A 13,726-nucleotide genomic window follows, 5' to 3' on the forward strand; every position below is an offset into this window, starting at 1 on the left:
CCGTCGAGGAATCCGCTGATTCTCGGTCTGGACGAAACCCGACCGACTGGTACGGAATGTGTACTGGTGTGGGATAAGCCCGGTCGAATCGGGATTGCCCGCATGAAGCCCTCCTTTCGCCTCCGAAGCCTCGTTGCCCTCTCGTTTCTCGGCCTCGCCTCGGTCTCCGTAGCCGCGTGCGGAGGTGAAGACGCAGACGACTCCGCCGAGAGCGGCGATGCCTTGTCGCGACCGCTCTCGTACGTCGGTCAGCAAGTCGTTCAAGCGCTCACCGCGAACTTCCCGCTTCAGAAGGGAAAGACGTGGAGCGTGAGCCAGGATGCCAAGCTCGCGGGCGACTTCGTCGTGCAGGTTCCTCCTCGCGCGACGTGGGGCCAGGCCTTCCTCTCCGTCGCCGACCGCTGTGAAGCGGGAGATACGCGCTGCGAAGCCGACTTCGGCCTGCGGATCTGCGCGCAAGAGAGTGATTGCGGAGGTCACGGTCATTGCACGACGCTGCAGGCGACGGTGGCCCACCGCAATGGCGCGCCCAAGAAGGTGTGCGCGGGTCACTCGGACGAGCTGCTCGACCAGATCTGGTCGACCATGACGGCCACCAAGACAGTGCTCGACATCACCAGCCTGTCACCGCCCGACGGTCGCTTCGAAGCTGCCGTTCGTAACGCGCTCACGTACATGAGCGAGGCGCCGAACCCGCCGCGTGTGCGCATGTTCTTCGGTGACTTTCCCGGAGGCAACATCTGGACGGACAAGACGCTCGCGAGCCTGACGCGCGACGTGGCGGCGAGCTCGAAGCTCGACGTCTCCGTGGGCACGTGGCGCTCCGGAACGACGTCGTGGAACCATGCCAAGATCATCGCTCGCGACGGTGAGCTCGCGCTTGTGGGCGGCACGAACATGTGGGACGTGCACTACCTTCGCAACGATCCCGTGCATGATCTCTGGATTCAGGTCGAGGGTGGTCCTGCGGCGGACGCAGCGCGTTTCGCCGACGAGCTCTGGAAGGTCGTGTGCGAGCAGCGCGCGACGATCAATTCCCTCGCCGCACGGCCTTACAAGCGGTGCCCGGCCGCGTTCGGCAACACGCGCGGAAGCTTCCTCTCCGGAGGCACGGCCTCCGTCATCTCGATGGGACGCCTCGGCGCCGTCGGCGCGCACCCGAGCGACGTCGGGCTCGTCACGATGATTCGCGCCGCGAAGTCGAGCATTCACCTCTCGCAGCAAGATCTCGGGCCGATTCATCGCGCCGGCGTGGAGCTCGGCGATTGGCCGGACGCCGTCATCACGGCGCTCGCCGGTGCCATGACACACGGCGTGGACGTGAACCTCGTTCTGTCGAACACGAGCGCCGTCCCTGGTGACGTCAGCAGCGTCGAGGCCTTGTTCAACACGTACGACAACGGCTGGTCGCCACAGGAAGTCGCCGCCAAGTTCGTCGATGCGGCTCGCACCTACCTTCGCGTCGCGCGCAGCAACGCCGATCCGGTGGAGGTGGTGTGCTCCCACTTGAAACTCATGCGCCTTCGTAGCAGTGGTGCGGAAGCTTGGAGTGATGGCAAGACCCTCGCCAATCACGGCAAGGTCGTAGTGGTCGACGAGCGCGCGTTCTACGTCGGCTCACAGAATCTGTACGTCGCCGACCTTGGTGAATTTGGTTACCTCGTCGACGACGAAGCCGCGACCAAGACGTTTCTCGCCTCCTACGTCGACAACGTCGAGAAGCACTCGGCACGCACGGCGATCAGTGGACCGAACGTGACTTGCCGGATCCCCGCGTCGGAGTAGCTACTCCGATTGTCCGATCGGTCGCTCCGCGACGGTGCCTGGACAATTCGCGATCCACATCGCGAACCTTGCAGCGTCGTAATGCACGTCGAAAAGCGACGAGCAGCGATGCTTCGACCACGTCTCGTCACAGCGGATCGTCGATTCGAATCACGAGGGCTTGCATCGCGCTTCACCGACGATACAAATCTCCAAGGTGAATCGAATGGCGACGCGATGGCTCGGGGGAGTCCTGTGGTTTGCTCTCTTTGGTCTCGCGGCTCCCGCATGCACGGGCACGATTGGCGGAGACAATTCGCCTTGTGGAGCGAGCACGTCACGGAAATGTGACGATCAAGAGGGCTGCTCCGTCGACGCCGACTGCAGCGTCGGTTCGTGCATCACTGGCGCATGCAACGCGATCGCCACGGAATGCGCGAGTGACGGGAAAGCTGCTTCGGCCAACAGCCTGAAGCTCTGTGACGGAAACCCATGTGGTGGCGACGCGCAATGCGCGAGCGGAACGTGCAAAGACGGCACGTGTGCGCCGGTAGCCAGCAAGACCTGCGGCGTCGGCCTTCCGAACGCGTGCGCGAACGGCGAGATTTGTCAGTCCGCCGCCGACTGTTCCTCGGATTACTGCGACAAGACCTGCGCCGCTCCGCCGAGCGACGTTCACCAGAACGGCAAGCGCGACGGTGGTGAAACGGGCGTTGATTGTGGCGGTACCGCGAAGCCGGACAAACTGTGCGGCGGCGGGGAGAAGTGCGTGGTCAACGAGGACTGCCAGGGCATCTGCAAAGCCGGCGTCTGCGACCCGCCTTCGTCGACCGACGGCAAGAAGAACCAGGACGAGACCGACGTCGACTGCGGCGGCTCGACGGCACCCAAGTGCCTCCTCGGCAAGGCCTGCGCGAAGAACGAAGACTGCCAGCTGCTCGCCTGCACCGCGTCGGTCTGCGTGAAGCCCTCGGAGACCGACAAGGTGCAGAACGGCGGCGAGTCCGACGTCGACTGCGGAGGCAGCGGCGTCACCGAAGGTGACTTCTCGTATACGGCGCCGCGCTGCAAAGATGCGAGCAAGTGTGCCGTCGACGGCGACTGTATGACCGGCGCATGCGCTCCGAACGGCACGTGCTCGATCAAGTCTTGCGACACTGCCGAGGTCTCAGGCATCACGTCGTGCGGAGCCAAAGAGACGGGCGAGGCTGGCGCCGTCCACGACTCCTGCTGCAAGTCGCTTCCTCTGCCCACGCGCACCACGCGACGTCTCGACAAGTACGAGATCACTTCGGGCCGCTTCCGCACGTTCCTCACGAAGGTCGGCCCCAACGTACGCGACTGGGTCTCGAGCTTCGTCGCGGCGAACCCCACCTCGCAGCTTGCCACGCTCGTCGGTCTCAGCCCGAACGTCTTGCCGATCTACCCTTCGCAGCAGACCGGTCCGCACGGCCTCACCGCGCACATGGGGCTCGACATCGACAACTACGACGGCGTTCGTGGTTGCTACAACGGCCTCGGCAACTACAGCGCGAACACCTACTGGCAAGACGCCGCCGTGCTCACCGAGTTCGGACTGCCTGCGCGCTCGCTGGCCCGCGAGGTGTCCGACGAGAAGTCTCTCAACTGCGCGATGCCGATCATGTTCGCGGCGTTCTGCGCCTGGGATGGCGGTGAGGTGGCCACGATCGCCGACTACTGGGACGTGTGGGCGCCCGCGGCCACTGTGGCCGATCGCGTGAATTCGTTCCCGTGGGCCGCCTCGAACCTTTGTCCTGGGCCTGGAGGAATCGGCCCGCAGAACGCGAAGCCGTGCCCGAACTACAACTGGTGTAACGGCACGTACCTGAACGGCGGTTTCAAGTGCCAGAACACCGACGGCTATGCGCTCGGCGGTCAGAGCGGTGTCTTCTACGAGTTCCCGCTCGGCACCGACAAATCGAAGGACAACGAAGTCCTCATCGGTGCGCCTGGCCGCTTCGTGAACGACGCATCGTCCGTGAAGGGCAACGGCGAGAGCTGGATGGACCTCTACGCGAACATGGCCGAGTACACGGGAGACTTCAAAGCCGGAGCGGGCGACTTCTGCGACCTCTCGGGCGAACCACTTGCCGGCGCGACCACGTGCACGCGCTCGGATCCCGGAACCACACCGCCGTCCACCAAGGGGCCCGGCACGAAGTACACGAGCATCCCGACGACGCGGCTCATCGGCCAGACGTGGGAAGGGCACCAGTACTACAACGGGCAGGGCGGCGAGACGATCTCCGTCATGTTCCAGTACGGCAAGTTCGGCTCGCGCTGCGTTCGTCCGGTGCAGTGAACGGATGAGACCGCGACCGTAGGGCGAAACCTCTACGATATCGTTGGCTTCCTGCGCTCGGAGGCCGAAATCGGCGTGGTATCGTCACGCGCGTGGGTGTGTTCGCGATTCGTTCCGACGAGCGCCGTGACGTGTGGGCCGGCTTCGTCACGCTGTTCGGACTGATCAGCGGGCACGCCATTCTCGAGACCGCGCGCGACGCGCTCTTCCTCGCGAAGGTTCCTGCCACCCACTTGCCGTGGGTCTTCTTGCTCACTGCGGCGATGTCGTTCGGCGCGGTTCGATTCCAAGGCCTCTTCTCGGGCCGAGGCGCTGCGCGGACGGCGCTCTCCGCGTGGACGTTCGGCGCGGGCGTCGTGACCTTTGCCTTCTTCGTGCTCGGGTCGCGGCTCGGGAGCGCCGGCCTCTATGCGCTCTACGTTTGGTCAGGCCTCGTCACCACGCTCTCGCTCGTCCATTTCTGGACGCTCGTCGGCGGCTTGTTCAGCGTCACGCAGGCCAAGCGTCTCTACGGACTCATCGGAGCTGGCAGCGTCTTCGGCGCCATCGCCGGTAGCGGTGCCGCGAGCGCGCTGGCGAAGGTCATGCCGGCGCAGCGACTCCTGCTCGTGTCCTCCGTCTGCTTCGCTGTCACGTCGGCGATGCCCCTCTTGTTCCAGGCGTCGTCGCGAAAGGCGTTCGTGGAGCCGGCGTCTACGCCCACCCTCGCCAGCAACGTGCAGTACATCCGCGATTCGCTCTACGCGAGGCGCGTCGTGGTCATGCTCTTGCTCTCGACGGTGTGCCTGACCGTGAGCGATTTCCTCTTCAAGCTCATGGTCGCTCGACTCGTGCCTGCGTCGGAGCTCGGCGCGTTTCTCGGCACCGTCTACTTTGCCATCAACCTCACCTCGCTCCTTTGTCAGCTCGTTCTCGTCAACGTGGTTCTCAAGCGTACTTCGCTCGGCTTGGCACTCGCGATCTTGCCTGCGTTCCTCGCCCTCGGCGGTCTAGGCATCGCCGCGAGCGGTGGCCTCGTTGCCGTCCTCGCGCTCAAAGGGGCCGACGGCTCTCTTCGCTACTCGCTTCATCGCACGGCGTCGGAGCTCCTTTTCATGCCCTTCAGCGACGAGGCTCGGCAGCGCGTGAAGGGCTTCATGGACGTCGTCGGGCAGCGCGGCGGGCAGATCGTCGCCTCCATCGGACTCCTCGTCTTTCTCGGCTCGCGGGCGACGCCCACGATGCTCTCGTTTGGTCTCGTGGTTCTTTGTCTCGCCTGGGTCGCATCGGCACTCGCGCTGCGCGAGCCGTACGTCGAGCTCTTTCGAGCACGCCTCAAGCAGGGGCGCATGACGCGAATCGAAGAGTTTCCCCAGCTCGACGTCGCCTCGCTCGAAACCTTGGTTGCCACGCTCGACAGCCAGCTCGACAACGAGGTGATCGCGGCGCTGCAGGTGCTCGAACGCGAGAAGAAGGTGCACCTCGTTCCGGCGCTCATTCTGTATCACCCGTCGGAGAGCGTCGTGGAGCTGGCGCTCGCGATCTTCACGCGAACGGAGCGCAAGAACGTGGTGCACGTCATCGACCGCGTGCTCGATCACCCGTCGCCCCGCGTTCGTGGGGCCGCCATCGCTGCCCGCTCCGTTCTCACGCCGGATGCCGAAGTTCTCTTCGAGCGACTGCGCACGGAGTCTAGTGCCGAGGTGGCCACCACGATCACGGTGAACCTCATCGCATCGGGAGACATCTCTGGAGCAGAGGCGGCGAAGCGCCTCGAAGAGCTCCTGATGCATGGAACCGCCAAGACCAAGATTGCGTTGGCGGAAGCGATCGCCGGGCGAGGCGCGGAGGGCTTCGACGACGTCCTCGTGGGGCTCTCGGCCGATCGCGTCGTCGACGTTCGACGCGCTGCCGTTGCCGCAATGACTCGTCTCGTCCGGCCCGTGTTCGTGCCCGCACTCATCGAACGTCTTTCCGAGGAAGCCACCCGCACGGAGGCCCACGAAGCGCTCGCGGCTCACGGTCCCGCTGCCCTGGACGGGCTTCGTCGCGCGCTCGAAGCGGCCGACACCGCCCCGACGTTGCGATGGCGAATTCCGCACGCGATGACGTTCTTCGAGCCGAATGCCGCGGGCGACGCGCTCCTGAGATGGCTTCCGAAGGAGGGGGACGGCGGCGTGCGTTTCCAGATCATCCGCGCGCTCGAGAGGCTCGTGCGACGCACGCCGGAGTTGCCTCTCGACAAGATCACGCTTCAGAACGCGATCGACGAGACGCTGACGTGGGCGTTCGGCTTGCTCGATTCACGGCTCGACCTGGTGCGCGGCGGGCGAGAGGTGCAGTCACGCCGGACCAAGGGCCACGAGCTTCTCGCTGCGACGCTCGTCGACAAGGAGAAGAACACGATCGAGCGCCTCTTCCGGCTCCTCGACCTCGCCCATCCACGCGAAGACTTCGGCCAGATTCACCGCGGTCTGCATGGAACGCGTGACGAGCGCGCCACGAGCATCGAGCTCATCGACAATGTCCTCGTCGACCCACTGCGGGCCGCGGTGCGTGGCCTCGTCGACGACCTGCCCGACGAAGAGCGCCTCCGCCAATCGGGCAAGTATCACTCGCCCCTCGGCCTCGACTACGCCGCGCTCCTCGCGCATCTTCGCAACAACGAGAGCGATGCTCTTCGCGACATCGCCGACTTCCACTTCACGGAACTCCACGAATCGGGGTCGCTCGCGCAGGAGGCCGTATGAATCAGGACGTCCTCGATCTGTTCTCCCGCGCCGATTCTCCTCAGGCGGCGCTTCGCAACCGTGTGCTGCTGCTCCGCTCGGTGGAGAGCCTGCAAGGACTCGACGAGCAAGGCCTCACGTTGTTCGCAGAGCACGCGACGAACCGCTTCTATCGCAAGGGCGACGTCCTCACGACCGAAGACGAGCAACCTCGCGCGATCGGCATCGTCATCGAAGGCCAGGTCACGGTCACGCGTACCGGAAAGCCCGGTTACGTCGCGAGGCGTGGTGAAGGTTTCGGCATGCTCGCCGTCATGGCCTCGACGACGACCGGACGAGTCGTGGCCGACATCGACACCGTGACCCTCGAGATCCCCGTCGCCACGTTTCGCGTGGCCCTCGAGGAGAACTTCTCGCTCCTTCGCAATTGCCTTCGGATCATGGGCACGACGCTGACGCGGGCGCGTCATCACCTGCCGGCGGACCCTTCGAATCCGCCGTCCGTCGATCTTGGCGACTACTACGTTCGTCCGCGCACGCTTCCCGAGCAGCTCATCCAGCTGCGCCGTGGGCCCTTCCATCAAATGAACGTGGAGGCGCTGGTCGATCTCACGCGACGCATGAAAGAGCGACGTGTGCCGGCCGGCCATGTCTTCTGGTCTGCCGGTGAGCCCTCGACGTTCGCGCTCCACGTCGAGTACGGGCGCGTTCGCTGCACGGCGCCGGATGGGCAGCACGTCGACGTGGGCCACGACTTCACGCTTGGCGTGATGGACGTCTGGAGCGGGCAGCCGCGTTCGTACGAAGCGCGGGCCGAGACACCGATCATCGCGTACCACATCGACTACGAGGACTTCCTCGTCATCATCGAGATGCACGTCTCGGTAGGCCTCGACATGCTTCGAGGCATCGCGCGCCAATACCTTGCAACCGACAAGAGCGAGCTCGGCTGAACCATCAGGCCGCCGCGGCGTGCGCGAAGTCGTGCCAGACGCGGTGTGAGAGGCGGCTCCAGATGGTGAGTGCGTCCAGGCGGGAAGGGATGCCGGCCTGCGTGCAGAGCGACGGATCGGGATCCATGTCGAGCTCTTGCGCGAGAGCGCGCGCGGCGTGGCGAATGCTGTCTTCGACGAGAATGCCCTCGATGGAGGTGCTCGCGTCGGTCGCGTCGTGCAGCCAGCTCGCGATGTCGTGTGCGAGCTCGGCGTGGACTTGCTCGTCTTCGGCGATGATCTCCATCACGCGGCGGATCTCGGGATCTTCGGCGTGTGTCGCGCGGTAGCGCGCTACGGCCGCGCCAAAGGTCGAACGCACGACACCTTCGACGGCATTGTCGATCGCCACGTCGACGAGGGGACGCACCGCGAGACACTCTGTCGGCGCGCGCGCCGGCATCGTCACGGGGGTCGCGAACTGCTCGGCGAGCTCCGCGAACAGCGCCGAATGCATGAGCTCGCGCGCACGTGCCTGCTCGCAACGTTCGAGCAAACCGCCGGGGGAGCCGTACGCATCGAGCTCGCGGCGCAGGCGATCGAAGGCGAGGGCGCTCGCGGCCTGATGGTACGCCGAGCGAGCGAAGTAGCGACCGATCGCGGAGGTGAAGACGGCCTTGGGCGGCGGCAGCCCTTCGAGGCGGCGGCCTTCGACGATGCGGTAGAGAGGCAGGTTCAACGGAATCTCGCTTTCTCGCCCTACTGCGTGGCTCGGCTCGTTGCATCGTGTGTGCCCGTCGCATGCGCACGCACGTACGCGGCGAATCGTGACGTCGCACTCCACCGTCTTGATGCCGATCGGCATCGAGCGGATCGCGTGCGAACCACGCGCCGACAATTTCCCACATTCTGGTGAGTGCGGGTTGCTTGGTAAGCTCCCCCGACCTTGAGCGTCGCCATTGGTATCGACCTCGGCACCACGAACACGGTCGTCTCGGCCGTCGTCGATGGCGTTGCGGTGACACTCGAAGACGATCAGGGCCGGCGTCTTCTCCCTTCGGTCGTCTCGTTTCATCCCTCGGGCACGGTGCTCGTCGGTGAGGCCGCCCGCGAGCGTCGGCTCATCGATCCAGAGAACACGATTTTTTCCATCAAGCCGCTCCTCGGCCGCTTGATCGATTCGGCCGAGGTGCGAGCAGCGGCCACACGACTGCCCTTCCGCTTCGCCGCCGGCGCCAAGAACAGCACCAGCGTGGTCGCGCGCGACACGGCCTATGCGCTGCCGGAGATCAGCGCGTTCATCCTGCGGCGCGCGAAGGCGATCGCCGAAGCGGCTCTCGGTGAGCCGGTCGAGCGCGCGGTCATCACCGTTCCGGCGAACTTCAACGATCTGCAGCGCGCCTCGACGAAGATTGCCGGCAAGCTCGCCGGGCTCGACGTCATGCGCATCATCAACGAGCCCACCGCAGCGGCGCTCGCGTATGGCCAGTCGATCAACAAGAACGAGAAGATCGCGGTCTACGACCTCGGCGGCGGCACGTTCGACATCACGCTGCTCGACCTGACGAGCAACGTGTTCGAAGTTCTCGCAACCGCCGGTGACAGCGCGCTCGGTGGAGACGACATCGACCGCCTTCTCGCCGACAAGCTCGCTGGCGACGTGATGCAGCGCCTGAAGCGCGATCCGCGCGCCGACTCGACCGTCTACGGACGGCTCCGCTTCGCTGCCGAGGAGATCAAGAAGGAGCTCAGCGCGCACGAACACGTCACCCGCTTGTTGACCGGCCTCGGTCATGGCCCCGGTGGCGTGGAGCTCGATGCCAACGTGAGCTTGTCGCGCCTCGAGCTCGAACGTCTGGCTCGGCCCCTCGTCGATCGCACGCTGGCCGTTGCACGGCAGTCGATGGAAGGCGTGGGGCTCGGTCCGAAGGATTTCGAGCGGGTCATCCTGGTCGGTGGTTCGACGCGCATGCCGCTCGTCGTGCGTATGGTCGAAGACTTCTTCGGTCAGCCGCCGCACGTGAAGGTGAACCCGGACGAGGTCGTCGCGCTCGGCGCCGCCATTCAGGCTCACGCGCTCAATCGCTCGAAGTCGCGGCCGAAGAAGCACACGTCGGGACACGATCAGCTCGCGCGCGCGGCGGCACCGATCGAAGCGCCCAAGGCGCCGAGGCTACCGTCCGATCTCGCAGCACCTCCGGCTCCGGCGTTCTTCGAGTTCACGAAGGCGGCTGCGGTCATCAGCTTCTCGGACATTCCCGACGCACAACCTTCGCGACGGAGTACACCTCCGCCGAGGCCTGCGCCTCCGAAGGCCCCCCCGCCCGTACCTCGGCCTCGCGCAGCGACGATGGACTACGGCGTGGCGCGTGATTTTGCGGCGCCTGCGCCCGCCCCCGCGCCTGCGCCCGCCCCAGCACCGCCGCCCGTGCGAGCGACGTCGACCGAAGTGTCGCTACCGATCGACATCGGCGCGATGGTCGCTCCGTTCGCCGAGTTCGATCTCGGAAGTGCGCCGACGGCGGCCGCCTTCGCCCGAGGCAGCGCCATCGCCACGGCGCAAGCCGCGCCGCTTCTCATCGACGTCACGCCGCTCAGCCTCCGTGTCGAAACGGTGGGCGGCTATTCCGACGTTCTCATCGCCGCGAACTCGCCCGTGCCATGCGAGAAAGCACGCGCGTTCCTCACCGCGTCCGATCACCAGACGGTCGTCTTCATTCGCGTGGCGCAGGGCGAATCACCGCGCTTCGCCGAGAACACGTATCTCGGAGAGCTCGAGCTCTCGGGCCTTCGGCCGGCTGCGCGCGGCGAGCTGAAGATCCTCGTGACGTTCGAGCTCGACGCCGACGGCATTCTCAACGTTCGCGCCAAAGACGGCGACACGAACCGTGAGACCGTGGCCACGATGCGCCTGCTCGGCACCCAGACGGACGCCGCCGAAGTCAACGCCATGGCCGCGCGCCAGGCAAACCACGTGATCGGTTGATCGAAGTCGCTTCTACGAGGTCCCGTCGATCATGGCCGCGCCGATAACGTTCATTGCCTGGGCGGAGTCGCTCGAGACGATGGACTACTACGACATCCTCCGGGTGCCCTACGACGCGTCGCCGGCCGAGATCCAGAAGGCGTTCCACGCGCTCTCGCTCCGCTGCCACCCGGATCGCTTCGTCGACGAAGACGAGGAGGTCGGGCGCGCCGCCTCCGCCGTCTTCAAGAAGCTCGTCGAGGCGTACAACGTCCTCCGCCGGCCGAATCTCCGTACGCGCTACGACGCCGAGCTGCGCAAGGGCCAGGTGAAGCTCGACGAGCACGCCGTCGAGAAGAAGCCGACCTTCCAGCAGCGCACGCTCCACATGATCGCGAGCAATGCGAAGGCCAGGCAGTACGCAGCCAAGGCCGACGCGTTCCTCTCCAACGGTAAGCTCGAAGAGGCGCGCATCCAGCTCATCAGCGCGTGCCAACACGATCCGGGCAACGACGAACTGAAAGAGCGCCTCGACATCTTGTACGAGGCGCTCTTCCTCGAGCCGCCCTAGCGCACCGGCCGCGCAACCCAACCGTCGGCCGGTGCTGCTGAAATTTCGCAGAAGAAGGGTTGCGTCCACTCTGGCGCGGGCGTTCCTTACGCTGTCAGGCACCCCTCGCCCCGACGCGGAAACGGGCAACGCGTCGCTCTCGTGACGGCGATGACCTATTTCGCGCGACAAATCCTCATCCGCGCGCTCCAAAGAGTTCGAGAGATGAAATCCATGCCCACGAACCGTTTTCCCCCGTCGTCGTTCCGCCGATTTCCGTCGCAGCGCGGCGTTGCTCCTTCCGTATCTGTCGTCGCCGGGGTGCTGGCAGTGGTCCTTGTTGCGTCGGGCTGCGGCTCGTCCGGTGCGTCGGGCGTCGACGTGGACCCCACGGATGCCGGCACCCTTGGATCGGGCGCTGGCTCGCTCGACGGCGGGGACGCCTCGAGTCCCGGCGGCAGGAGGTGCCAATCGTCACTTCCTTGCCCCGTGGGCGAGATGTGCGTCGCCGGAACTTGTATGCCCGCCCCGGAGATCCCGCAGTGGCCGAGCGTCGATGTCGACACGACGGCAGATTTGACTGGGGTGGCCTATGGCAACGGCACGTTCGTGGTCGTCGGCAACGCCAACGTCGTGTGGACGAGCACCGACGACGGCGCGACGTGGACATCCCACGCGACCGCTACGCCATTTCGAGGCGTCTCGTTCACCGGGCTCGCGAAGTTCATGGCGTGGGGCGCGAACGTCGTCGCGCTGAGCGCGGACGGTGTTTCTTGGGAGTCGCACCCCGTCGACAAATCGACGAACAGCAAAGAGATCTTCTTTGGCGCTGCATGGGGCAATGGCGAGTTCGCCGCCTATAGCGTCGCCCCGAACAATGGTGGCGACGTGAACCTTTGGCACAGCCCCGACGCTCTGACGTGGACGACGAACCTGGATTTGCCAGGGACGCGTGCGATCGGCTACGGAATCGACTTCGTGGCGGTGGGCGATGAAGGCGCGCGCGTGAGTCTCGACGGGATCACCTGGACCACCGGAGAGTTCGAGGGCGCCGGCGTGGCGCTCGCGGCGACCGGCCATGGCGTGTTCGCTGCGAGCGCCCAAGGAGCGATCGAGTTCAGCATCGACGGCAAGCTTTGGGAGAAGCGCGCGCTCCCCTTTGCCGGGCAATCGCAGGGCGATTACTTCAACGGAATGGGGTCGGGCGCGGGAGGCTCAATCGCAGCCGTCGGCCTCGCGAGCGCGAGCTCCGTCGTGGTCGCCGTGTCAGCCGACGGGAACACGTGGTCGCGGCGCGAGCTGCCCCTCGGTCCGCACACCCTCAACGCCGTTGCGGGCAGCGACACGAGCTGGGTGGCTGTGGGCACCCACGGACTCGTCCTGCGATCGCCCAATTGAGAGGCCGCGCTCTACGAGACGCACGGCCGCGCGTGCCAAAGCGCGTTGAGTGATCGTCGCAAAGATCAGGTGATGCCGAGGATGCGGGCTGCGTTCGCCCAGAGGAGGCGATGCCGGATTTCGGGCTTGCCCTCGGTGGCGATGAGAATCTTCGATACGCTGATCGCTGGATGATAGAAGGGCCAGTCAGAGCCGTGCACGATCCGTGACGTGTCGGCCTCTTCGACCATTCGGCGCACGTTGCGGAGCGATTGCGACGACGTCTCGAGCCAGACGTTCGGGTACTTGCGCTGCAGGGCGAGGGCCTCGTCGAACTGCAGCGCGCCGGAGTGTCCGAGAACGAAGGTCGTGTCGGGGTGGTCTGCGATCGGCGACTCGTAGAACTTCACCTGGTTCAGATACTGTCCGAGCTTCGGCTCGATCCCGGCCGGCCCGCAGTGCCAGAACACCACCATCTGGCGATCGCCGCACATCTTGTAAAGGCTGCGTGCGCGCTTGTTGTCGGCCCTGACGAGCTGCACCGACGGGTGCATCTTGATGCCGCGCGCACCACGCTTGTACTGCGCATCGAGTCTTCCCTCCATGTCGAGGGAATAGGGATGAACCGAACCGAACGAGAAGAGCTTGTGTGTCGTCGTCGCAGCCTGCAACGCGACGCCGGCATTGTCGGAGAGGAGCGGGAAGTCGATGGGGAGCAGCACCGAGGCGCGGATCCCCACCTCGTCCATCTCGCGCACGAGGTTCGGTACCGTATGCGTCGCACGCATTCCGCGCGGTCCCAGGCTTCGCAGCGTCAGATCACGCGTCAGCTCCGCGACGATCTCCGGCGACATATTTCGATTCGCGTAAACGTCGAGATCGAGCGCGCAGCACGAAGGCAAGTAGTGCTGCGTTACAGGATGCAGCTTGTGGAAATCGACGCTCGGCGGCCTGACGTAGGCGAGCGCCAGGTGCGTGTGGAGGTCGGCGATGGGACCGACGCTCGCGTCGCGCATCACCAAACGCCCGGCATCGTTCAAGGCGAACCACGGCAAGCGGGTCAGGTCGAGAAGCGAGGTGAAGCGGGTGGGATGCACGGAAGTCATC

General features: G+C 65.5%; 9 protein-coding genes. 7 read left to right on the forward strand and 2 right to left on the reverse strand.

Annotated elements, in window-relative coordinates; all coding sequences use genetic code 11:
- Positions 1–102: 102 nt before the first annotated feature.
- The 4 genes from AKJ09_RS19875 (at position 103) to AKJ09_RS19890 (ending at position 7,748) form a co-directional block, all read left to right on the forward strand.
- Positions 103–1,785, forward strand: coding sequence for a phospholipase D-like domain-containing protein (locus tag AKJ09_RS19875; RefSeq protein ID WP_146648775.1), 1,683 nt, complete (start codon positions 103–105; stop codon positions 1,783–1,785).
- A gap of 205 nt (positions 1,786–1,990) precedes the next feature.
- Positions 1,991–4,087, forward strand: coding sequence for a hypothetical protein (locus tag AKJ09_RS19880; protein ID WP_146648776.1), 2,097 nt, complete (start codon positions 1,991–1,993; stop codon positions 4,085–4,087).
- Between the two features lie 92 nt (positions 4,088–4,179).
- Positions 4,180–6,816 carry a hypothetical protein gene (locus tag AKJ09_RS19885; protein WP_146648777.1) on the forward strand — a complete coding sequence of 879 codons (2,637 nt, stop codon included), beginning with the start codon at positions 4,180–4,182 and terminating at the stop codon, positions 6,814–6,816.
- Entirely contained in the window at positions 6,813–7,748 is a 936-nt protein-coding gene (locus tag AKJ09_RS19890) for a Crp/Fnr family transcriptional regulator (protein ID WP_146648778.1), read from the forward strand. The genes AKJ09_RS19885 and AKJ09_RS19890 overlap by 4 nt, the downstream gene beginning before the upstream one ends.
- Before the next feature lie 4 nt (positions 7,749–7,752).
- On the opposite strand, the gene AKJ09_RS19895 is transcribed toward AKJ09_RS19890, so the two are convergent.
- Positions 7,753–8,466, reverse strand: a complete 714-nt coding sequence (locus tag AKJ09_RS19895; protein ID WP_146648779.1) for a hypothetical protein — start codon at positions 8,464–8,466, stop codon at positions 7,753–7,755.
- 207 nt (positions 8,467–8,673) lie between these two features.
- Here AKJ09_RS19895 and AKJ09_RS55595 point away from each other — a divergent pair, with 207 nt between their 5' ends.
- From AKJ09_RS55595 to AKJ09_RS19910, 3 genes are all read left to right on the forward strand, one after another.
- On the forward strand, positions 8,674–10,713 hold the full coding sequence (locus AKJ09_RS55595; RefSeq protein ID WP_146648780.1) for an Hsp70 family protein: 2,040 nt from the start codon (positions 8,674–8,676) through the stop codon (positions 10,711–10,713).
- Between the two features lie 31 nt (positions 10,714–10,744).
- The gene (locus AKJ09_RS19905) at positions 10,745–11,263 is read left to right on the forward strand and encodes a DnaJ domain-containing protein (protein ID WP_146648781.1); all 519 of its coding nucleotides are present in this window, start codon (positions 10,745–10,747) and stop codon (positions 11,261–11,263) included.
- A 204-nt stretch (positions 11,264–11,467) separates the two neighbouring features.
- Positions 11,468–12,640 (forward strand): hypothetical protein, encoded by a 1,173-nt coding sequence (locus tag AKJ09_RS19910; RefSeq protein WP_146648782.1) that lies wholly within the window; start codon positions 11,468–11,470, stop codon positions 12,638–12,640.
- Between the two features lie 65 nt (positions 12,641–12,705).
- Here the strand turns inward: AKJ09_RS19910 and AKJ09_RS19915 are convergent, their stop codons facing one another.
- A complete protein-coding gene (locus tag AKJ09_RS19915) occupies positions 12,706–13,725 on the reverse strand; it encodes an amidohydrolase family protein (RefSeq protein ID WP_146648783.1) in 1,020 nt (339 codons plus the stop codon).
- Between the last annotated feature and the right edge of the window lies 1 nt (position 13,726).

The sequence above is a fragment of the Labilithrix luteola genome (assembly GCF_001263205.1).
Taxonomy (GTDB): domain Bacteria; phylum Myxococcota_A; class Polyangia; order Polyangiales; family Polyangiaceae; genus Labilithrix; species Labilithrix luteola.

What these genes read in the sequence shown, in the direction of transcription:
- AKJ09_RS19905 (WP_146648781.1), top strand. Translation starts at nt 10,745, where the DNA reads ATGGCCGCGCCGATAACGTTCATTGCCTGGGCGGAGTCGCTCGAGACG.
- AKJ09_RS19910 (WP_146648782.1), top strand. Translation starts at nt 11,468, where the DNA reads ATGAAATCCATGCCCACGAACCGTTTTCCCCCGTCGTCGTTCCGCCGA.
- AKJ09_RS19915 (WP_146648783.1), bottom strand. Translation starts at nt 13,725, where the DNA reads ATGACTTCCGTGCATCCCACCCGCTTCACCTCGCTTCTCGACCTGACC.
- AKJ09_RS19880 (WP_146648776.1), top strand. Translation starts at nt 1,991, where the DNA reads ATGGCGACGCGATGGCTCGGGGGAGTCCTGTGGTTTGCTCTCTTTGGT.
- AKJ09_RS19890 (WP_146648778.1), top strand. Translation starts at nt 6,813, where the DNA reads ATGAATCAGGACGTCCTCGATCTGTTCTCCCGCGCCGATTCTCCTCAG.
- AKJ09_RS19875 (WP_146648775.1), top strand. Translation starts at nt 103, where the DNA reads ATGAAGCCCTCCTTTCGCCTCCGAAGCCTCGTTGCCCTCTCGTTTCTC.